The following is an 18,807-nucleotide window of genomic DNA, read 5'->3' as shown; positions in this document are numbered from 1 at the left end:
CGCATCGACCACAGCGGCCGGGCCGTCCCGCGTTCCGGGGTCCGTGCGGGTGCCGTGTCGCCGGTGCTGCGCCTCGGTGTCCATGTCCCCGGTGTCGCGGCGCCCCCGGCGGGTACGGCGGGGTCACGAGCGTCGGCTCGGGTCTGCTCGCGCGCCACGGCACGGCCGGCCCGCCGGTCGTTCGGGAACGCTGTCGGGGAATCCGGTGGAGGCCGTTGACAACATAGGTAAGCCTTGGCTAAGTTCCACGTGTCGCTTCGTGGTGGGAGCGGCGCGTCAGTTCGGGACGAGGGCCCGGTCGCTCGACCACGGCGACCGGGCCCTCACATTTCTCCGGCTCGGTCTTCGCCTGGGGCGGGCTTCCGGATCAACCACAGACGCAGTCCCAGTCCTGCACCCATGGCGATGGCGAGCACTACGACGTAGAACCCCGTGTCGGCGAGGCCGCCACCCACCCACCAGTGGGCGGCCCCGGCGACGACCACGAACAGTGGCAGCAGCAGCAGTGCGCGAAGGGTCTCCGCACGATCCCGCTCGGGCGTCACGTGCGTCCCGTACCGCCGTCGGCCGATCGCCCGCGCGACCAGCCACACGGCGAACAGGGCCACCACCAGTACGAGCACGGCACCGGACCAGGTCGCCCCGGATGCGTCCCGCAGTCCGAGCGGGCGGCCCAGCAGGGTGACCATGCCGAGTCCCCCGGCGACCACCACCGCCTGCAGCTCCAGGCAGCGCCGTCGCAGCTGCACCAGCTCCGCGCGCTCGTCGGTCTCGTTCCTGATCTGCTCCTGCGACGTGCGCAGGGCCGTCCACGGACTACGCATCCCGGCCTCCCGTCTGCGGTGCGTCACGTCGGGCACGGATCCCGTCGGCCTCCGCGGTGGGCAGCGCGAACAGCTGCTCCACCGGGGTGTCGAGCACCACCGCCAGTCGCAGCGCGACCGCGGTCGACGGGTTGTATCCGCCGGCCTCGATCTCGACCACGGTCTGGCGGCTCACGCCGACCAGTTCGCCCAGGCGTCGCTGGGTCAGGCCCGCCCGGCGTCGCGCGGTGGCGACGTCGGATCGCACGTCGGCGGAGAGCCTGCCCATACGACAAGTCTACCCGACACAAGTCGCGTCTACCCGACGCAAGTCGGGGCCACCCGGTTCCTCACGCGTCCGGGTGGGCCAGCGCCTCGTACACCGGCCGCAACGCGTCGGTCAGCTGCCCGCCGCCGGCCCGCAGCGACGGCTCGGGCACCTGGTCCAGCACCGCGCCCGGCTCGGTGTCCGGCGGCCGCGGGGGAGCGGACCCCGCCGCGCCCTCCCAGAAGCCGTCCAGCAGGTCCGCCAGCGGCGCCGGACCGGCCGGGGCGGACGGGCCGTCGCCGCTGTCACGCTCGGCCCGCAACCGCTCCAGCAGCGCGTCCCGGTCGCGTCCGCGCAGCGTGAGCAGGGTGAACGGATCGGTGTCGCAGCGCTCGGCGAGCACGTAGAACACCGCGGCCAGGTGCTTGCACGGCACCGTGTGGTCCGGGCACGAGCAGTCCTGCGACAGGTCGGCGCCCGCGGCCGGGAACAACGACAGCTCCAGGCCGTCGAGCAGCTCCTCGATCTCCGGGGGCACGGTCCCCGACAGCAGGGCCGCGGTGTACCAGGCGTCGGCGGCCAGGGCCTGCTCCACGCGCCGCCACTGCGTCTTGTCCCAGACCCGCAGCCCGATCCGGACCCGGTACGGCTGCGGCCGGGTGCCCTGCACCAGCGCGACCACGGCGCCCGCGTCGACGTCGAGGGACACGATCTGCCCCGACCGGGCGTAGCTGCGGCCACGCGAGAGCCGCCCGCCGACGCCGAGCTGCTCGAGCACCGCCAGGAACCGCGCCGACCACCAGGTCCGGGCGACCGCGCCCGCCGCCGCGTGGATCCGGATCCCGCCCTCGACGCGGCGCGGCGGCCCACCGGTGAAGTCCTCCTGCGCCCAGAACGGCCGGTCACTCATCGGCGTCCCCCGTCTCCTCGTCGAGGTCGGCCACCGCGTCCGAGCCGAGCGCGAACACCGCACGCAGCTCGGAGGTCGACAGCGACGTCAGCCAGTCCTCCCCGCCGGTCACCACCATGTCCGACAGCGACCGCTTCGCCGTGACCAGGTCCTCGATCCGCTCCTCGACCGTCCCCGGGCACACGAACCGGCGCACCTGCACCGCGCGCCGCTGCCCGATCCGGAACGCCCGGTCGGTGGCCTGGTCCTCCACCGCCGGGTTCCACCACCGGTCCAGGTGGATCACGTGGTTCGCCGCGGTGAGCGTGAGCCCGGTGCCGCCCGCGCGCAGCGAGAGCAGGAACAGCGACGGTCCCTCCCCGGACTGGAACCGGGCGACCATCTCGTCGCGCCGCTTCTTCGGGGTGCCGCCGTGCAGGTAGAGCACCTCGGTGTCGAACCGTGCCGACAGGTGCGGGCGCAGCATCGCGGCGAACTCGGTGTACTGGGTGAACAGCAGCGCCCGGTCCCCGGCGGCCAGCACCGGCTCCAGGATCTCCTCCAGCCGGGCGACCTTGCCCGAGCGGTGCCGCCCGCCGCTGCGGTGGATCGGCGACCCGTCGTGCAGCAGCTGCGCGGGGTGGTTGCAGACCTGCTTGAGCTTGCTCATCGCGGCCAGCACGTTGCCGCGGCGCTCGATGCCGTCGCTGCCCTCGATCTTCTCCATCATGTCGTCGACGACGGTCCGGTACAGCGACGCCTGCTCCCGGGTGAGCCGGTGGTCGGCCACGATCTCGATCTTCTCGGGGAGGTCGTCGATCACCGTGGGGTCGGTCTTGACCCGCCGCAGCAGGTAGGGCCGGGTGATCCGGCGCAGGGTGCGGGCCGTCCCGGCGTCGCGGTGGCGCTCGATCGGCACCGCGAACCGCTGCCGGAACACCTCCGGCACCCCGAGGACGCCGGGGTTGAGGAAGTCCATCACCGACCACAGCTCGGCCAGCCGGTTCTCCATCGGGGTGCCGGTCAGCGCGACCCGGTGGCCGGCGTCGAACGACCGCATCGTGCGCGACGCCGCGGCGTGCGCGTTCTTGATCAGCTGGGCCTCGTCGAGGACGAGGCGGTGGAACCGCCACGCCCGCAGGTCCTCGGCGTCGCGGGTCGCGGTCGCGTACGTGGTGACGACGAGGTCGGCCTCGCCGAGCCGGGCGTGCAGGGCCTCGCCGCGCGGGCGGGCGGCCCCGTGGTGGGCGTGCACCCGCAGGCCGGGTGCGAACGTCGCGGCCTCCCGCTGCCAGGTGCCGACCATCGACATCGGGCACACGATCAGGGTCGGGGCGCCGGTCGGCCCGCCGGACCGGTCGTGGGCCTCCAGGGCCAGGAGCTGGACGGTCTTGCCCAGCCCCATGTCGTCGGCCAGGCACGCCCCCAGGCCCAGCGACGACAGGAACGCCAGCCACGCCACCCCGCGCTCCTGGTAGGGGCGCAGCGTCGCGGTGAACCCCGGCGGCGCCGGCACCGGTGTGAGCGTCCGCTCGGCGGTGCCCTCCAGCAGCGCCCCGAGGTGCCCGCGGGCGGACACGTCGGTCACCGGGAGCGGGGCGCCCGCGTCGCCACGGGCCGCGGCCAGCACCTCGCCGACGGTGGGCGGCCGGTCCCGGTGGCGACGCAGGAAGTCCAGCCCCTGGGCCAGTGCCTGGGCGTCGACGGCGACCCAGCGCCCGCGCAGCCGGACCAGCGGCGCCTTCGCCGCCACCAGCGCGGCGATCTCGGACTCGCCCAGCTCCTCGTCGCCGACGGCGAGCGACCAGCGGAACTCCGCCAGCTCGTCACGGCCCAGCCCGCCGCGGGTGATCACCCCCGGCGCCGGGGCCGACGACGTCGAGAGTCGCAGCCCCAGCGGGCGGCGCCCGTCCCACCCGCGCGGGAGCGCCACCCCGAACCCGGCCGACAGCAGCGCGGGCGCGTCCCGGGTGAGGAACCGGTGCGCCCCGGTGACGTCGAGCTCGAGCCCGGTCGGGCGGGCCCGGCGCAGTGCGGGCACGAGCCCGGGCAGGACCTGCGCGGCCCGCCCCAGCTCGGCCAGCAGCACGTCCTGCGCGCCGGAGACCAGGGCGTCGGCCTCCCCGGCCCACACCCCGGCCGCGTCGAACACCAGGCTCGGGTCCTCGGTGGAGCGCAGCGCGAACTGGAGCTCCCACCGGGTGCCGTCGCCGGTCTGGTCGTCGAGGTCCGGGCCGGGGTCGGCCGGGTCGTGCAGTGTGGAGACCTCGGCGAGCCGGAACAGCGCGGTGGCGGCGCCGGGCTGCTCGCGGCCGACGTCGTCCCACGCGGCCAGTGCCTCGCGCAGCACCCGCAGCCCCGCACCGGTCGCGGGCAGGTCCGCCGACGGGCCGGTCAAGGCGTGCAGCAGCGCCGCCGGGGCGTCCGCGCGGGCGGGCAGCGGGACGGGCATCGCGGCGCTGCGCCCCAGCCGCTCGCGGACGGCGGCGTCGGTGAACCGGGCGAGCGCGGCGTCGACCAGGGTGTCCGGGTCCTGCCCGGCGACGTCGCCCGGGCGGCGCTGCTCGGCCCGCGCGACCGGGGGCAGCCGCCGGACCAGGTCGGCGCGGGCGACCGCGTCGAGACCCTGGACGACCGGGCGCCAGCGCGCCGCGGGCCGGCCGGACTCGGTGAGCAGGACCGGCAGCACCCGGCCGCGGGCCGCGAGCTCCTCGGCGAGCCGGGCGAGGTCGGCGAGGTGGGCGAACCCGGCGCCGTAGCGGACCTCGGCGGAGGGGTCGGTCAGCTCGGAGGGGTCGACGACGACCGCGGGCACCGTCCACGGCGCCAGCCTCGGCGTGCCCCGGCTCCGGGTGCGTGGCCGGGACCGGACCAGGCCGGGGGAGTCCTGCGGGCCCGACGGGTGCGAGGGCAGCAGCACCGTCACCGACGCCGGCTTGCCCGGATGGATCGCGGCCAGCTCGTCCGACGGCACCGCGAACGGGTGCGGCCGCGCCGTGCGCAGCGATCGGCGGTCGGTGCGGGGAGCGCGCTCGCCGTCCTCCGCCCAGAGCAGGACGCCCCGGGTGGGGGAGTGCAGGGCGTGGACGACGAACACACCCCCACGCTAGAGGCGACCCCCGACAGCGACCGCGTGGAGGAGCCCGGCCGCGGCCGCGCACGCCTCGTCGGTGATCACGTGCTCGTCGCCGTCGTCGATCCGCAGGTCCACCTGCGCACCCGCCGCGGCCAGCAGCGACGCCGTCTCCTCGACCCGGTGCGCGGGCACCCACGGGTCGCGTGAGATCGACCGCAGCACCGCCGGGGTCGGCGCGAGCGACCCGGGCGGCGGGGCGGGCACCGGGTCCGGGCCGACGAACCCGCCGGTGAACACGACCAGTCCCGCGCACGGGCGTGGGTCGCGCACCAGCAGGTGGTGCGCGACCACACAGGCGCCCTGCGAGAAACCCCACAGCACCACCCGGTCCCGGCCGACCCCCTCGTCCGCCAGCCGGGCCAGCCGGTCGTCGACGACGTCGAGCGCGCGCAGCAGCGCGTCCCGGTTCTCGTCGAACGGTTCGAGGAACGGCTTCGGGTACCAGCTGCCGTCCGGCGCGGCCGGGGCGACGAACCGGGCGGGCACGTCACCGAACCGCGCCGCGGTGGCGCGCATGTCGTCGGGGTCGCGACCCCGCCCGTGCAGGGCGAGCACGACCAGCGGCGCGTCCGGATCCCCCCAGGTGGCCATCAGCCCTCGATCGGTTCCAGCTTGGCGAAGATCTCCTCGCGCCGGTGCTCGAACTGCTCGGGCAGCTGGAACCGGGTGCCGAGCTCCTGCGGGGACTCGTCGCAGGTCCAGCCGCCCTCGTCGTGGGTGACGGCCAGCTCGAACAGCGCCCCGCTCGGCGTCCGGACGTAGACGCTCTTGAAGTACTTGCGGTCCTTGAGCTCGGAGATGTCGGTGTAGCCGGCGCCCTCGATGTCGAACTTCACCGCGTCCTGGTTCGCCAGGTCCGACACGTTCCACGCGAAGTGGTGGTAGGTGCCCGCGCCGTAGCGCCAGGTGCCCTGGTCGTCGTGCCGGTTGACGGTGATCTCCAGGTGGTTGCCGACCTTCGCGTCGCCGATCCGCAGGCCGAACACGTCGCCGTCCTCGGCGGGGGCGCCCTGGGCGAAGAACGAGGTGTCGGCGAACTCGACCATCCGGTCCGGGGTGGTCATGTGCACCCCGACGCCGTGGATGCCGTGGATCGCGTGCTCGGCCGACACGCCGTTGCCCTCGTAGCCGCGGCGCGGGTCGGCGGCGTTCGCGACGAACTGGTACTCGATGCCCGACGGGTGGGCGAACGCGAGCCGCCGCTGGTCGAACCGCTCGACGTCGGTGACCTCGACGTCGTGGGCGCGCAGCCGCTGCGCCCAGAAGTCCAGCGAGCCCTCCGGCACCGACAGCAGGACCTCGCGGGCCTGGTTGGTGCCGCGGGTGCCGAACTGGCCCGCCTGCGCCCACGGGAACGTGGTGACGACGCTGGACGGGTCGCCGTCGGCGTTGGAGTAGTAGAGGTGATAGATCGGCAGCGAGCCGTCGAACAGGACGGTGCGCTTGATGAAGCGCATGCCGAGGATCTTCGTGTGGAAGTCGACGTCCTCCTGGGCGCCGGCGACGGACAGGGTCACATGGTGCGAGCCTTCGACATGAGCCACGTGCGCAGACGTTAGGAACGCCGCGACCGCGGCACATCGCCGACGGGCGCAGACCGCTGTCGTCCGCGTGCACGCCCGGACCGGCCCGGCGGGCGGCGACCGCGTGACTAGGCTGGGTGCGGCCACCAGCACGACCAGGAGCCGCCGATGACGACCGTCGCCGACCGTCCCACCGACTCCGGACCCGGCTCCGTCCCCGGACCCGACGGGCCCGACGACGTCTCCTTCACCACCGTCACCGGCGACCTGCCCGCCCCCGGTGGCGACCGGCTGGTCCTGGTCGTGGCACTCGCGGGCAGTGCGCTGCTCGGCGACGGCGAGCCGCTGGTGCCCGGGCGGTGGGCGCTGCTGGACCCGGCCCGCCCGGGCACGCCCACCGCGGACGCCGCGTTCCGCGCGCTGTGCGTGCGGTTCCCGCGCGACCGCGTCGAGCCCCGCGGCGAGCCGTTCACCGGGGTGGCCGGCACCGCCTTCGACGCCGGTCCCGGCCTGGCCGGCTACGTGTGCGACACCCTGCGCCACCTCGACGCGCACCGGCTCGCGATGGGCCCGCACGCCGCCGTCGCGGTGCGGCACGCCGTGGACCTGGTCGGGGTGCTGCTGCGGAGCACGGCCGGTGCCGAGCCCGCCCCGCACTGCGACCTGCTGGACCGGATCAAGGCCCACGTCGAGGCACACCTCGGCGACCCGGACCTCGCCCCCGCCGGGATCGCCGCCGCGCACTTCGTCTCCGCGCGCCACCTGCACAACCTGTTCGCGGGGACCGGCACGAGCGCCGCGGCCTGGATCCGCGCGCGGCGGGTCGAGATGTGCCGGCGGGACCTGGCCGACCCCGCGCTGGCCGACGTGCCCGCCGCGGCCATCGGGTCGCGGTGGGGGTTCCGCGGGCCGTCGCACTTCGGGCAGGTGTTCAAACGCGCGACGGGCCTGACCCCGGCGGCCTACCGGGAGGCCAGCAGCTCGTCGAGCCGCTCGTAGCCCTCGTTCACCCCGACGTCCATCCCCGAGGCGAGCATCGCGTCGCGGGCGGCGAACGAGTCGTACAGCGACTCCGCGACCAGCCGGGTCCGCCCGCCGGACAGCGGGGTCAGGGTCATCGTCTCCAGGCAGACGCTGTCGCCGAAGCCCTCGAAGGTGAAGGTCTGCACGATCCGCTCCGGGGCGCGGACCTCGTGGAACGAGCCGAAGAAGCGGTACTCGCCGCCGTCGTCGGCGTGGCTGTAGCGGTAGCCGCCGCCGGTCTCGGCGTCCCAGCGGTGCACCGTCATCGTCAGCCCGCGCGGCCCCAGCCAGCGCACGACCTTGTCCTCGTCGACATGGGCGTCGAAGACCCGGTCCGGGGGCGCGTCGAACTCCCGGGTGATGCGGATCGCGGGCAGGTCGTCCACGGTCTCGATGGCGGTGCCGCGGGTGCCGGTGGTGCTCATGCCGTCTCCTCGTGCTCGGTGGGTGCGGACTCGTCGGCGAGCAGGTCGTCGAGGCGGGCGTAGCGCTCCTCCACCTGCCGCCGGTACCGCTCGATCCAGGCCGTCATCAGGTCGAAGACCTCCGCCTCGAGGTGCACCGGACGACGCTGGGCCTGCCGGCTGCGCCGGACCAGCCCCGCGTCCTCCAGCACCCGGATGTGCTTGGAGACGGCCTGCACGGAGACGGCGTAGGGCTCGGCCAGCTCGTTCACGGTCGCGTCGGCCGTCGCCAGCCGGGCCACCATGTCGCGCCGGATCGGGTCCGCCAGTGCGGCGAAGACCCGGTTCAGCCGGTCCTCCACGTCTCCTCCTCGTTCAACCTTGCGGTTGAATACACCGTAGCGCCGGGAGGGCTCGTGTTCAACCCATCAGTTGAACGAGCCGGGGAGGGAACCGTGCGGCGCGTAGTCCGACGGCACCACGCCCAGACGGCCGCGCTGGTAGTCCTCGAACGCCCGCTGCACCTCCTCGCGGGTGTTCATCACGAACGGGCCCGCCCACGCGACGGGCTCGCGGATCGGCTGCCCGCCCAGCACCACGACGTCCAGCGCCGGGTGACGGGACTCCTGCCGCGTGCCGCCCTCGACCGTGATCAGGTCCCCGGGCCCGAACACGGCGAGCTGGCCGGTGCGGACCGGGCGTCGGTCCGCACCGACGGTGCCGGACCCGCTCAGCACGTAGACCAGCGCGTTGTACGGCCGCGGCCAGGGCAGCCGCAGCTGTGCGCCGGGGGAGACGGTGGCGTGCACCATCGCCATCGGGGTGTGGGTCGAGCCCGGTCCGGAGGCGCCCGCCACGTCGCCGGCGATCACGCGCAGCAGTACGCCGCCGTCGGGCGTGGTGGCCAGGGTGACCTCGCCCCCGCGCAGGTCCTGGTACGCCGGCGGCAGCCACTTGTCCGCGCGCGGCAGGTTCACCCACAGCTGCAGGCCGTGGAACAGCCCGCCGCTGCGCACCAGCGACTCCGGCGGGCGCTCGATGTGCAGCAGGCCCGAGCCCGCGGTCATCCACTGGGTGTCGCCGTCGGTGATCGTCCCGCCGCCGCCGTGGCTGTCACCGTGCTCGAAGGTCCCGTCGATGATGTAGGTGACGGTCTCGAAGCCGCGGTGCGGGTGCCACGAGGTGCCCTTCGGCTCGCCCGGGGCGTACTCGACCTCGCCCATCTGGTCCATGTGCAGGAACGGGTCGAGGTCGCGCAGGTCCACCCCCTGGAAGGCGCGGCGGACCGGGAAGCCCTCGCCCTCGTACCCGCGCGGGGCCGTGGTGACGCTGCGGACGCCCCGGTCCAGGTCGGTCGGGCCGGGGACGGGCACACGGGGCAGGGCGCTGACGTCGGCGACGGAGACGGCGGGCATCGGGACCTCCACGGTCGGTGGTTGTTGCATGATCAACGACCGCGCTGGCGCCCCGATTCCCGGGGGGCCAGACTGATCGCCATGACGGAGCTGTCGACGGTGCTGTCGGACATGTCCTTCCTCGAGGGCCCACGCTGGCACGACGGGAGGATCTGGGTCAGCGACTTCTACACCCACCGGGTGCTGTCGGCCCGCGCCGACGGGTCGGACCTGCGTACCGAGGCCGAGGTGCCCCAGCAGCCCTCCGGCCTGGGCTGGCTGCCCGACGGCAGGCTGCTGATCGTGTCCATGCGCGACCGGCGGATCCTGCGCCGCGAGACCGACGGCACCCTCGCCACCCACGCCGACCTGTCCGGCCACGCCGAGCACGTCCTGAACGACATGGTCGTCGACGACGGCGGCGGCCTCTGGGTGGGCAGCTTCGGCTTCGACCTGATGAACGGTGCCCCGCGGGCCGCCGCGCCGCTGCTGCGCGTCGCGCCGGACGGGAGCGTGTCGGTCGCGAGCGAGCCGCTGCACTTCGCGAACGGACCCACGCTGTCCGGCGGGAACCTCGTCGTCGCCGAGACCTTCGGCAACCGGATGTCCGCCTTCGCGGTCGCCGACGACGGCACGCTCGGCCCGCGCCGGGACTGGGCGCTATTCGGCCCGCCGTCGGCGATGGAGGACCCGCTCGAGGCGATCGCCGAGCTCACCGTCGCCCCGGACGGCATCTCCGTCCCCGACGCGGAGGGTGCGATCTGGGTCGCCGACGCGATCGGCAACCGCGCGATCCGGGTCCGGCCCGGTGGCATGGTCGACGGCGAGGTGTCCACCGGCCAGGTCGGCACCTACGCCTGCGCACTCGGCGGCGACGACGGCCACACCCTGTTCCTCTGCACCGCCCCCGGGTTCGCCGAGCACGAGCGCCGTGACACCCGCCTGGCGCAGCTGCTCGCCGTCCGGGTGGACGTCCCGGCGGCCTGAGACCGGTGCCCTCCCTGGACGAGACCGCCGCCCGCGCGTTGCTGACCGGCGCGCGGGTGGCGCGGCTCGCGACGATCCGCGCCACCGACGGCACCCCGCGCCTGGTGCCGGTCACCTTCGCGCTCGTCGACGGGCTGGTGGTGTCGGCCGTCGACGACGTCAAGCCCAAGCGGCACCGCCGGCTCGCGCGGCTGCGCGACGTCGAGGCCGACCCACGCGTCGCGTTGCTCGCCGACCACTACGACGACGACTGGTCGCAGCTGTGGTGGGTGCGCCTGGACGCCACCGCGACGATCCACGACGACGGCGACCTGCACTCCCGCGCCGTCGCGGCCCTGGCCGCCCGGTACGCCCCCTACGCCGCCCGGCCACCCGAGGGCCCGGTGCTGGCCCTGACCCCCGTCCGCTGGACCGCATGGACCGCCACCCTCCGCCCGTGAGCACAGGCGCGCGTCGCGTCGCGCGCGCTCCGCGGTCCCGCGCGCGGACGCGTGATCGTGGGTCGGGCCGGTCAGGGGAGGGTGCGCAGGAACGCCGTCACCGCCGACAGCGTCTGCTCGGGCAGCTCCAGGTGGGGCTCGTGCCCGCAGGACAGCTCGGTGAGGGTCACCGGTCCCGACGCCCGTTCGGCGACCGCGCGCACGTGCACGGCGCTGCCGTAGGGGTCGTCGTCGCCCTGGACGGCGAGAACCGGCGCGGTGATCCCGGGCAGGGTGTCGCGGACGTCCCAGTCGGTGAACTCCTCGGCCAGCCACATGTCGTTCCACCCGCGGAACGCGGCGTCCGGGTCGTCGTGGTGGCGGGCCATACGGGTGCGGAGGTCGCCGTCGTCGAACGCGGTGCGCGCCGCCCGGATCGCGGTGAGGGCGAACGGCTCGGTCAGCACGTGCGGGGCGAGCACGACGGCCCCGCTCACCGGCATCGCCGCGGCCGCGAGCAACGCGATCGTGGCGCCGTCGGAGTGTCCGACGAGGACCGGCCGCTCCAGGCCGAGCGCGGCACACAGGGCCGGGACGGTCGTCGTCGCCTCGGTCGCCATGAACGCCGTGGTCCGCGGGCTGCGGGGCCGGTCGGAGCGGCCGTGCCCGAGCCGGGAGTACGCGACGGCCCGGCGCCCGGACGCGGCCGCGACCCGCTCGGGGAACCCACGCCACAGACCGACCGACCCGAGCCCCTCGTGCAGGAACAGCAGGGGCGCCCGGCCGTCGCCGGGATCGCCGGTGTCGGAGTACTCGTGACGCAGACCGTCCAGTTCGAGGAGCGACGTCGCAGGCACATCACGATCGTAGTGCCCGCTGTTGCGCCGTCCGGAAGGGTCGTGAAGGGTCGCTCGCGTGATTCCCGACCTCCGGCTGACGTCGCGTCTGGACGTCGACCTGTGCCGGATGTGGTCGTCCGCCTGTCGTTGACGCCTGCCCGCGTGTCCTGAAGCCGACCGGGACGCGGAGAGCCGACGACCCCCGAGAGGACGTGCCCCCGTGGCCGATCCGCCCGTCGCCGTACCCCGGACCAGGACGGTCCGCCTGGTCACCGTCCTGCTCGCGGTGCTGCTGGCCGCATCCGGCTGCGCGTCCGCCGGTGCCGACGGCCCGACCGTCCGGCTCGCCCAGTTCCCGTGGAGCGCGGCGAAGCTGACCAACGCGATCCTCGGCGAGGTCGTCGCGGCCCACCCGGAGCTCGGCGTCGGCCGGCTCAAGACCATCCAGGTCGGACCCGCGACCGCCTGGGCCGGCGCCCAGCGCGGCGACGTCGACGCCCTCACCGAGGTCGCGATGCCCAACCAGTCCGAGCTGGCCGCCAAGGCGGAGGACCGGATCGAGCTGGTGCACCCGACGTACTCCGGAGCCGAGCAGGGCTGGTACGTCCCCAGCTACGCGGTCGAGCCGGGTCAGCCGCTGGCCGGGCTGACCGGCGTCACGCAGCTGAACGACTACGCCGACGCCCTCGGCAACCGGCTCGTCGACTCCGACCCCAGCTTCCTCACCACCGAGTACAACGCGAAGCGCCTCGCCGGGTACCGGCTGGACCTGGAGCAGGTGACCTCCAGCGAGGCCGCGCAGATCGCCGAGCTGCGCCGCGCCTACGAGCGCCGCCAGCCGATCCTGGTCTACCTGTACCGCCCGCACTACATCTTCGAGGAGCTCGCGCTGACCAAGCTGACCGAGCCGACCCCGGCCCGGGAGGACTGCTACACCACCGGCGACGGTGCCTGCGCCATGCCGGCGTACTCGGCCTGGACCGCGGTGAGCCCGGACCTGGCGCGCAGCAGCCCCGGCTTCGCGGCGATGCTGCGCCGGTTCGAGCTGCCGCTGGACGATGTGGAGCAGATGCTCCAGCGGGTCGACGTGGACAACGAGGACGTGGAGGTGGTGGCGCGCGACTACGTGGCCGCGCACCCGGACCGCGTCCGCCAGTGGGTGGGAGCCGGAGCATGATCGAGGTACGGAACCTGACCAAGGTCTTCGGCGACGGCAGGGCCGCCGACGAGGCCGTGCGGCTCGCCGGCGAGGGACTCGGCCGGCCGGAGATCCAGCGCCGCACCGGCGCGACCCTGGCCGTGCACGACGTGTCCTTCGACATCGCCGACGGCGAGCTGTTCGTGATCATGGGCCTGTCCGGCTCCGGCAAGTCGACGCTGGTCCGGCTGCTCAACCGGCTCATCGAGCCGACCTCGGGCGCCATCACCGTCGACGGTCGCGATCTCGGCTCGCTCGGCGCCGCCGACCTGCGCACGCTGCGCAACGAGCGGATCGCGATGGTGTTCCAGCACTTCGCGCTGCTGCCGCACCGCACCGTGCGGCAGAACGCCGAGTACGGGCTGCAGATCCGCGGAGTCGACGCCGGCACCCGCCGGGAGAAGGCGGAGTGGGCACTCGGGCAGGTCGGCCTCGGCGACCGTGCCGACGCGCTGCCCGGTCAGCTCTCGGGCGGCATGCAGCAACGCGTCGGGCTCGCCCGGGCGCTCGCCAGCGACACCGACGTGCTCCTGATGGACGAGCCCTACTCCGCCCTGGACCCGCTGATCCGGCGCGACATGCAGCAGCTGCTCGTCCGTCTGCAGCGGGACCTGAAGAAGACGATCGTGTTCATCACCCACGACCTCAACGAGGCCATGCTCCTCGGTGACCGCATCCTGCTGCTCAAGGACGGGCGCCTGATCCAGGTCGGCACCGGACCGCAGATCCTGGAGTCCCCGGCCGACGACTACGTCGCCGAGTTCGTCTCCGACGTCGACCGCAGCCGGGTGCTCACCGCCGCCGACGTGATCCGTGCGGCCCGCATCACGGTGACCCTGGACGAGCGCCCTTCCGAGGTGCTCGTGCGGCTGGGGAAGGCCGAGGCGACCGGCGCCTACGTCGTCGACGACGACCACCGCATCCTCGGCGTCGTCCGCGACGACTGGCTCGGTCACGCCGCGGGCCGGGGCGCCACCGGCATCGACCGCTCCGCCCTGGTCGAGGAGTACCGCACCACCGAACCCGACCGGCCGCTGATCGACCTGCTGCACCAGGTCGGACGCAACCCGGTCCCGCTCGCGGTGGTCGACGACGGCCGCCTCACCGGCGTCGTCCCGCGGGGTGCCGTGCTCGCCGCCCTGTCGACCCACGACGAGGCCACCGCCGACGGGAGGAACGCCTGATGCCCAGGTTCGAGTTCGGGAGCTACGTCGAGGCGTTCATCCTCTGGCTGCTGCAGAACGCCGGGGCCGTGTTCGACGCCGTCGGGGTCGCGATCACCGCGGTCGTCGAGGCCGTGACCTCGCTCTTCACCGCCCCGGTGTGGTGGGTCTGGCTGGTGCTGCTCGTGGCGCTCGCGCTGCTCGTGCGCGGGGTCGGGTTCGCGGTGTTCACCCTGGCCGGCTTCCTCCTCGTGTCCTCGTTCGACCTGTGGACCGAGACGATGGAGACCTTCGGCCTGGTGCTCGTCGCGGCGCTGATCGCGGTGGCGATCGGTGTGCCGCTGGGCATCTGGGCCGCCCGCAGCCGCGCGGCGAGCCGGACGCTGCGCCCGGTCCTCGACCTGGCACAGACGGTCCCGGCGTTCGTCTACCTGATCCCGGTGGTGCTGCTGTTCGGCATCGGTGTGGTGCCGGGCGTCGTCGCGACGATCGTGTTCTCGATCGCGCCCGCGGTCCGGCTCACCGAGCTGGGCATCCGGGGCGTCGACGGCGAGGTCGTCGAGGCCGCGCACGCCTTCGGGGCCCACCCCCGCCAGATCCTGCGCGAGGTGCAGCTGCCGATGGCGCTGCCGTCGATCATGGCCGGCGTCAACCAGGTGATCATGCTGGCGCTGTCCATGGTGGTCGTCGCGGGCCTCGCCGGTGCCGACGGGCTGGGCACGACGGTGGTCAGCGCGGTCACCCAGCTCGACATCGCGACCGGTGTCGAGGGCGGGCTCGCCGTCGTCATCGTGGCGATCTTCCTCGACCGGTTCACCTCGGCACTGGCCGAGCGCCCCGAGGGGAGCCTGCTCGCGAAGCTGCGCGCCCGTCGCCCGCAGAAGGCCGCGGCGCCGGCCGCGGAGCGCACGTCCCCGGCTCCGGCCGGTTCGGCGGTCACCGGCGCGAACGCCTGAGCGACGTCCGCCCGGCATCGGCGCCGGTCGGCCCTGTGAGGTGCCGTGCGAGCGTCCGGCGTCCGCACCGCATCCCCGCGGTCCGGCCGGCTCCGCGGTGTACCCGGACGCCCGACCGGACGTCGCCTCGGCTCGACCGGCGCCGGAAGATCACCGGTTGTGGAGCGATCCGTTCACGACGCGGGCCTCATCCTCCACAACCGGTGATCATGGTCGGGTGGCCCGAGGCGGCCGGCCGTGCACGTGACGAAGATCTGCCGGCTCTGCTCGGCCATCGCGTCGCCGGCGCCGTCGCGGACGAGCGCCGTGACCCGAGCCAGGCCGACGCCGACCACGCCCGGCTGCTGACCTCGCTGCTCCGGTCCGTCCGCGAGTCGGGCGCCGCGGCCTGAGTCAGCCGTCGAGCCGGGCGGCCGGCCGGGCCGGGGCCACGCAGCGCCACGCGTCGGTCACGATCTCGGTGACCTCGTCGCGGTCGGCGGCGTCGGGGCCGGTGCCGTCGAGCACGACCCCGAGCCAGCCGCGGTGCCCGACGTAGGCGGGCCGGAAGAACCGGGCCGGGTCCTCGGCGACCAGCTCGGCCTGCACGCCCGGCGCCGCGGCGCACCAGAACGCCAGGTGCGGGTGGCCGTGGTGGTGCGCGGCGTAGGAGACGAACATCCTCCGCACGAACCACGACGGCGACCCGTGGCTCTGCTTCTCGGTCACCTCGGGCAGGGACAGGCAGATCTCCCGCAGCCACGGCAGCGGGTCGGCGGGGTCCGGGTGGCGTGCGGTCACGGGCGCCCCGGCCGGTAGGTCCCCACGCTCCACGTGTTGCCCTCCGGGTCGGCGACGGCGCACTCGCGCGAACCGTAGTCCTGGTCGAGCGGAGCCATGGGGATCTCCGCACCCGCGGCGGCCGCGCGGGCGTGCACCGCGTCCGGGTCGTCGCAGGTCAGGTAGATCACGGTCCGACCGGTGTCGAAGCGGTCGCCCCCGGCGCGGCGCGGTCCGATCAGGACCAGGCCGGTGTCGTCGCCGTCGTCCCAGGCGAGCTCGGCGTGGGCGATCCCGCCGTCGTCGCCGGTGTGGACGGCGACCTCCCGGAAGCCGAGCGCCGTGGTGAGGAACGCGATCGCGGCGCGGGGGTCGTCGTAGCGGAGGGTGGGGTGGATGCTCATGACGAACGATCCTGACCGGGACGCGGCGGTGCGTCGTGAAGGAATGGGAACTGTTCGGCGCGGAACGCGGCGGGTGAGATCCCCGCGAGCGCCCGGAACTCGCGGGAGAGGTGGGGCTGGTCGGCGTAGCCGCACTCGGCGGCGACGAGTGCGAGCGGGTTCCGCCCGCCCCCGATCAGCTCGGCGGCGCGCGCGAAGCGCAGCACCCGGCGGACGGTGCCGGGCGCGAGACCGACCTGGGTCCGGAACCGGGACTGCAGGTGGCGGCGGCTCCAGCCGGTCTCGGCGGCCAGCTCCGCGACGCCGACCCGGCCCGCGGTCGCGCTGAGCCGGTCCCAGGCGTAGCGCACCTCGGGTGCGGGGAGGCGGGCCCGGTCGTCCAGGAGCCGGTCCGCGAGCAGCGCGCTGACCAGGGCGAACCGGCCGTCCCAGGTCGGCTCGGCGGCCAGGCGGGCGGGCAGCGCGGCGAGCACGGGGTCGTCGAGCTCGTCGAGGCGGGGCACCGTGCCGCCGGGCAGCGCCCGCCCGCCGAGAAGGGTGTAGGTCGCCGCCGGGGTCAGGTCCACCTGCACCCCGGCCTGCGGGCCGGTGAACTCGGTCAGCACCCAGGTGTCGCTCAGGCCGCCGACGAACGCGGCCGCCGACCCGGTCGCGACGGCCGGCCCGGACAGCGTCAGCGGGTGCAGCCCGAGGATCAGCGCGGTCCCGGCGGACGGCGGCTGGCGACGACGCAGGGGAGCGGCGGCGTGCTCGCGGTAGCCGAGGTAGCGCAGCACGTGCCCGCGCAGTGCGGCGGGCGGCCGCCCCGGCACGTACTCGGCGGACATGGACGATGTTGTACCCCCACTCCTCACCCGGCGGCCAGCGCGACCGCGAGGCCGAGCATCACCGTGGCGACGAGCCCGTCGAGCACCCGCCACGCCGTCGGCCGGGCGAACAGCCCCGCGAGCCGCGCCGCGCCGAAGCCGAGCCCGGAGAACCAGGTCAGGCTGGCCACGACCACCCCGGCGCCGAACGCCCACCGGCCGTCGTCGCCGTGCGCGGCGGCCAGCGACCCGAGCACCAGCAGGTCCAGCATCATGTGCGGGTTGAGGAAGGTCAGGGCCGCTGCGCTCCCCAGGACGGGCACGAGCGGCCGGGCCGAGCCGTGGGGGTCGGCGTCGAGCGCACCGGGCCGGACGGCGCGCCGCAGCGCCAGCAGGCCGTAGCCGGCCAGCCACACGACGCCGCCCCAGCGGACCACCTCGACCAGCCCCGGTACGCGGTCGACGAGCAGCCCGACGCCGGCGACCGCCGCGGTCACCAGCACCAGGTCGGCCAGCACGCAGAACACCACCACCGCCGGGACGTGCTCGCGTCGCAGCCCCTGCCGCAGCACGAACGCGTTCTGCGCCCCGATCGCCGCGATCAGCGACAGTCCCGTCCCGAATCCCGCCAGCACACTCACGTCACCGACGCTAGGTCGTCCGCGCCAGGAGGACGTCAGGAACTGAAAGAACGTCATGAACTGTAGATTCGCTTCATGTACGACCGGGAGCGGCTGGCCACCCTGAGCGCCGTGGTGGAGGAGGGTGGTTTCGACGCCGCCGCCGCGCGGCTGTCGATCACGCCGTCCGCGGTGTCCCAGCGGATCAAGGCCCTGGAACGGCAGGCGCGCCGGATCCTGGTGCGCCGCACGCGTCCGTGCGTCGCGACCGAGGAGGGGGCCGCGCTGCTGCGGCTGGCCCGGCAGATCGCCGTGCTGGAGGGTGAGGTCGAGGCCGGGTTCGGCAGTGCCGACACCGCGGGCACGCACCTGCCGATCGCGGTGAACGCGGACTCGGTGACCCACTGGTTCCTGTCCGCGGTGGTCCCCCTGGCCGCGCGGCACGGGGTCCGGCTGGACCTGCACGTCGACGACGAGCAGTACACCGCGGCCCTGCTGCGCGAGGGCTCGGTGGTCGGGGCGGTGACGACGTCGTCGGCACCGGTGCAGGGCTGCGCGGTCCGGCCGCTGGGCGCGACCCGCTACCGGCCCGTCGCCGCCCGGCCGGTGTACGACCGGTGGTTCGCCGGGCGGGACCCGGCCGAGGCGTTCCCGCTCGCCCCGCGGGTCGACTTCGGGTCGAAGGACGTGCTGCAGACCCGGTTCGTCCGCGGGCTCACCCACCGGCCGTGCACCGGTCCGGCGCACCGGGTGCCCGCCGCCGACGGCTACCACGAGGCGATCCGTGCGGGCCTGGGCTGGGGGATGTTCACCGACGGCCCGGCCCGGGAGGCCGCGGCCGCCGGGCGGCTCGTGCTGCTCGACGCCGAGCGCCACCTCGACGTCCCGCTGTACTGGCAGCACTGGAAGCTCAGCACCACGGTGCTCGACGCGCTCACCGAGTCGGTCTGCGCGGCGGCGGCGACGATCCTGGTGCCGCCGGCCCGCTGACCGGGGGGTCTCAGATCCCGGACCGCCAGGGGCGTCCGAGGCGGATGTCGCAGGTGATGACCCCGCGGTCGACGCCGGTGAGGTCCGCGATCAGGTCGCGGACCGCGTCCTCGGCCTGCCGGGGGTCGTCGACGGTGGTCGACGCCTCGATGCCCGGCACGTAGAGGGTGAGCCTGCGGTCCGCCCGCCAGGCCACCACCTCGAAGTGATGGTCACCGGTCACCCG

The 18,807-nt window shown here is 74.7% G+C and carries 23 protein-coding genes; 8 read left to right on the top strand and 15 right to left on the bottom strand.

What is annotated here, in order from left to right:
* Positions 1 to 323 precede the first annotated feature (323 nt).
* The 6 genes from ZF1_RS16180 to ZF1_RS16155 form a co-directional block, all read right to left on the bottom strand.
* A complete protein-coding gene (locus ZF1_RS16180; RefSeq protein ID WP_482637665.1) occupies positions 324 to 824 on the bottom strand; it encodes a hypothetical protein in 501 nt (166 codons plus the stop codon).
* Positions 817 to 1,092, bottom strand: coding sequence for a helix-turn-helix transcriptional regulator (locus ZF1_RS16175; protein WP_208819176.1), 276 nt, complete (start codon positions 1,090 to 1,092; stop codon positions 817 to 819). Before ZF1_RS16175 ends, ZF1_RS16180 begins: the two co-directional genes overlap by 8 nt.
* Positions 1,093 to 1,153: 61 nt before the next feature.
* Positions 1,154 to 1,981 carry an SWIM zinc finger family protein gene (locus ZF1_RS16170; protein WP_482637664.1) on the bottom strand — a complete coding sequence of 276 codons (828 nt, stop codon included), beginning with the start codon at positions 1,979 to 1,981 and terminating at the stop codon, positions 1,154 to 1,156.
* Positions 1,974 to 5,057: an SNF2-related protein gene (locus ZF1_RS16165; protein ID WP_482637663.1), complete on the bottom strand. Its 3,084-nt coding sequence runs from the start codon at positions 5,055 to 5,057 to the stop codon at positions 1,974 to 1,976. Before ZF1_RS16165 ends, ZF1_RS16170 begins: the two co-directional genes overlap by 8 nt.
* Before the next feature lie 9 nt (positions 5,058 to 5,066).
* Entirely contained in the window at positions 5,067 to 5,687 is a 621-nt protein-coding gene (locus ZF1_RS16160) for an alpha/beta hydrolase (RefSeq protein WP_062395756.1), read from the bottom strand.
* A complete protein-coding gene (locus ZF1_RS16155; RefSeq protein WP_062395755.1) occupies positions 5,687 to 6,640 on the bottom strand; it encodes a VOC family protein in 954 nt (317 codons plus the stop codon). Before ZF1_RS16155 ends, ZF1_RS16160 begins: the two co-directional genes overlap by 1 nt.
* Positions 6,641 to 6,787: 147 nt before the next feature.
* On the opposite strand from ZF1_RS16155, the gene ZF1_RS16150 reads away from it, so the two are divergent.
* A complete protein-coding gene (locus ZF1_RS16150) occupies positions 6,788 to 7,618 on the top strand; it encodes a helix-turn-helix domain-containing protein (protein WP_308818967.1) in 831 nt (276 codons plus the stop codon).
* Here ZF1_RS16150 and ZF1_RS16145 read toward each other — a convergent pair.
* The 3 genes from ZF1_RS16145 to ZF1_RS16135 all read right to left on the bottom strand — a co-directional run bounded on the left by ZF1_RS16145 (position 7,582) and on the right by ZF1_RS16135 (position 9,461).
* Entirely contained in the window at positions 7,582 to 8,067 is a 486-nt protein-coding gene (locus ZF1_RS16145) for an SRPBCC family protein (protein WP_062395753.1), read from the bottom strand. The two genes, ZF1_RS16150 and ZF1_RS16145, sit on opposite strands and share 37 nt — an antisense overlap.
* Positions 8,064 to 8,408, bottom strand: a complete 345-nt coding sequence (locus ZF1_RS16140) for an ArsR/SmtB family transcription factor (protein WP_308215782.1) — start codon at positions 8,406 to 8,408, stop codon at positions 8,064 to 8,066. Before ZF1_RS16140 ends, ZF1_RS16145 begins: the two co-directional genes overlap by 4 nt.
* A gap of 66 nt (positions 8,409 to 8,474) precedes the next feature.
* Positions 8,475 to 9,461: a pirin family protein gene (locus ZF1_RS16135; RefSeq protein ID WP_482637662.1), complete on the bottom strand. Its 987-nt coding sequence runs from the start codon at positions 9,459 to 9,461 to the stop codon at positions 8,475 to 8,477.
* Between the two features lie 81 nt (positions 9,462 to 9,542).
* On the opposite strand from ZF1_RS16135, the gene ZF1_RS16130 reads away from it, so the two are divergent.
* Positions 9,543 to 10,427, top strand: coding sequence for an SMP-30/gluconolactonase/LRE family protein (locus ZF1_RS16130; protein ID WP_482637661.1), 885 nt, complete (start codon positions 9,543 to 9,545; stop codon positions 10,425 to 10,427).
* 5 nt (positions 10,428 to 10,432) lie between these two features.
* Positions 10,433 to 10,867, top strand: a complete 435-nt coding sequence (locus tag ZF1_RS16125) for a TIGR03668 family PPOX class F420-dependent oxidoreductase (protein ID WP_308818969.1) — start codon at positions 10,433 to 10,435, stop codon at positions 10,865 to 10,867.
* 71 nt (positions 10,868 to 10,938) lie between these two features.
* Here ZF1_RS16125 and ZF1_RS16120 read toward each other — a convergent pair whose 3' ends face one another.
* Positions 10,939 to 11,703 carry an alpha/beta fold hydrolase gene (locus ZF1_RS16120; RefSeq protein WP_482637660.1) on the bottom strand — a complete coding sequence of 255 codons (765 nt, stop codon included), beginning with the start codon at positions 11,701 to 11,703 and terminating at the stop codon, positions 10,939 to 10,941.
* Positions 11,704 to 11,905: 202 nt separating this feature from the next.
* Between ZF1_RS16120 and ZF1_RS16115 the strand changes: the two genes are divergently transcribed.
* From ZF1_RS16115 to ZF1_RS16100, 4 genes are all read left to right on the top strand, one after another.
* Positions 11,906 to 12,862: a glycine betaine ABC transporter substrate-binding protein gene (locus ZF1_RS16115; RefSeq protein ID WP_482637659.1), complete on the top strand. Its 957-nt coding sequence runs from the start codon at positions 11,906 to 11,908 to the stop codon at positions 12,860 to 12,862.
* Positions 12,859 to 14,067, top strand: a complete 1,209-nt coding sequence (locus tag ZF1_RS16110) for a quaternary amine ABC transporter ATP-binding protein (protein ID WP_062395747.1) — start codon at positions 12,859 to 12,861, stop codon at positions 14,065 to 14,067. Before ZF1_RS16115 ends, ZF1_RS16110 begins: the two co-directional genes overlap by 4 nt.
* On the top strand, positions 14,067 to 15,002 hold the full coding sequence (locus ZF1_RS16105; protein ID WP_482637658.1) for an ABC transporter permease: 936 nt from the start codon (positions 14,067 to 14,069) through the stop codon (positions 15,000 to 15,002). Before ZF1_RS16110 ends, ZF1_RS16105 begins: the two co-directional genes overlap by 1 nt.
* 203 nt (positions 15,003 to 15,205) lie before the next feature.
* Positions 15,206 to 15,394, top strand: a complete 189-nt coding sequence (locus ZF1_RS16100; protein WP_476651662.1) for a hypothetical protein — start codon at positions 15,206 to 15,208, stop codon at positions 15,392 to 15,394.
* A 1-nt stretch (position 15,395) separates the two neighbouring features.
* On the opposite strand, the gene ZF1_RS16095 is transcribed toward ZF1_RS16100, so the two are convergent.
* From ZF1_RS16095 to ZF1_RS16080, 4 genes are read right to left on the bottom strand one after another with little or no spacing between them, the layout of a single operon-like run.
* Positions 15,396 to 15,782: an MmcQ/YjbR family DNA-binding protein gene (locus tag ZF1_RS16095; protein ID WP_346108760.1), complete on the bottom strand. Its 387-nt coding sequence runs from the start codon at positions 15,780 to 15,782 to the stop codon at positions 15,396 to 15,398.
* A complete protein-coding gene (locus ZF1_RS16090; protein ID WP_482637657.1) occupies positions 15,779 to 16,165 on the bottom strand; it encodes a VOC family protein in 387 nt (128 codons plus the stop codon). Before ZF1_RS16090 ends, ZF1_RS16095 begins: the two co-directional genes overlap by 4 nt.
* Positions 16,162 to 16,992: a helix-turn-helix domain-containing protein gene (locus tag ZF1_RS16085; protein WP_482637656.1), complete on the bottom strand. Its 831-nt coding sequence runs from the start codon at positions 16,990 to 16,992 to the stop codon at positions 16,162 to 16,164. Before ZF1_RS16085 ends, ZF1_RS16090 begins: the two co-directional genes overlap by 4 nt.
* Before the next feature lie 23 nt (positions 16,993 to 17,015).
* Positions 17,016 to 17,612, bottom strand: coding sequence for a LysE/ArgO family amino acid transporter (locus ZF1_RS16080; protein WP_178373619.1), 597 nt, complete (start codon positions 17,610 to 17,612; stop codon positions 17,016 to 17,018).
* 75 nt (positions 17,613 to 17,687) lie between these two features.
* Between ZF1_RS16080 and ZF1_RS16075 the strand changes: the two genes are divergently transcribed.
* Positions 17,688 to 18,581 (top strand): LysR family transcriptional regulator ArgP, encoded by an 894-nt coding sequence (locus ZF1_RS16075; RefSeq protein ID WP_179762600.1) that lies wholly within the window; start codon positions 17,688 to 17,690, stop codon positions 18,579 to 18,581.
* 10 nt (positions 18,582 to 18,591) lie between these two features.
* On the opposite strand, the gene ZF1_RS16070 is transcribed toward ZF1_RS16075, so the two are convergent.
* The gene (locus ZF1_RS16070; RefSeq protein WP_062395739.1) at positions 18,592 to 18,804 is read right to left on the bottom strand and encodes a hypothetical protein; all 213 of its coding nucleotides are present in this window, start codon (positions 18,802 to 18,804) and stop codon (positions 18,592 to 18,594) included.
* Positions 18,805 to 18,807 lie beyond the last annotated feature (3 nt).

This window comes from Pseudonocardia sp. ZF1, assembly GCF_056835605.1.
Note: the sequence above shows the minus strand (reverse complement) of the source record. Positions and strands in the feature narration are given on the sequence as shown.

Excerpts from the sequence above, each read along its gene's own strand:
- ZF1_RS16180 (WP_482637665.1), bottom strand. The coding sequence starts at position 824 with ATGCGTAGTCCGTGGACGGCCCTGCGCACGTCGCAGGAGCAGATCAGG.
- ZF1_RS16175 (WP_208819176.1), bottom strand. The coding sequence starts at position 1,092 with ATGGGCAGGCTCTCCGCCGACGTGCGATCCGACGTCGCCACCGCGCGA.
- ZF1_RS16170 (WP_482637664.1), bottom strand. The coding sequence starts at position 1,981 with ATGAGTGACCGGCCGTTCTGGGCGCAGGAGGACTTCACCGGTGGGCCG.
- ZF1_RS16160 (WP_062395756.1), bottom strand. The coding sequence starts at position 5,687 with ATGGCCACCTGGGGGGATCCGGACGCGCCGCTGGTCGTGCTCGCCCTG.
- ZF1_RS16150 (WP_308818967.1), top strand. The coding sequence starts at position 6,788 with ATGACGACCGTCGCCGACCGTCCCACCGACTCCGGACCCGGCTCCGTC.
- ZF1_RS16145 (WP_062395753.1), bottom strand. The coding sequence starts at position 8,067 with ATGAGCACCACCGGCACCCGCGGCACCGCCATCGAGACCGTGGACGAC.
- ZF1_RS16135 (WP_482637662.1), bottom strand. The coding sequence starts at position 9,461 with ATGCCCGCCGTCTCCGTCGCCGACGTCAGCGCCCTGCCCCGTGTGCCC.
- ZF1_RS16130 (WP_482637661.1), top strand. The coding sequence starts at position 9,543 with ATGACGGAGCTGTCGACGGTGCTGTCGGACATGTCCTTCCTCGAGGGC.
- ZF1_RS16110 (WP_062395747.1), top strand. The coding sequence starts at position 12,859 with ATGATCGAGGTACGGAACCTGACCAAGGTCTTCGGCGACGGCAGGGCC.
- ZF1_RS16105 (WP_482637658.1), top strand. The coding sequence starts at position 14,067 with ATGCCCAGGTTCGAGTTCGGGAGCTACGTCGAGGCGTTCATCCTCTGG.
- ZF1_RS16090 (WP_482637657.1), bottom strand. The coding sequence starts at position 16,165 with ATGAGCATCCACCCCACCCTCCGCTACGACGACCCCCGCGCCGCGATC.
- ZF1_RS16085 (WP_482637656.1), bottom strand. The coding sequence starts at position 16,992 with ATGTCCGCCGAGTACGTGCCGGGGCGGCCGCCCGCCGCACTGCGCGGG.
- ZF1_RS16075 (WP_179762600.1), top strand. The coding sequence starts at position 17,688 with ATGTACGACCGGGAGCGGCTGGCCACCCTGAGCGCCGTGGTGGAGGAG.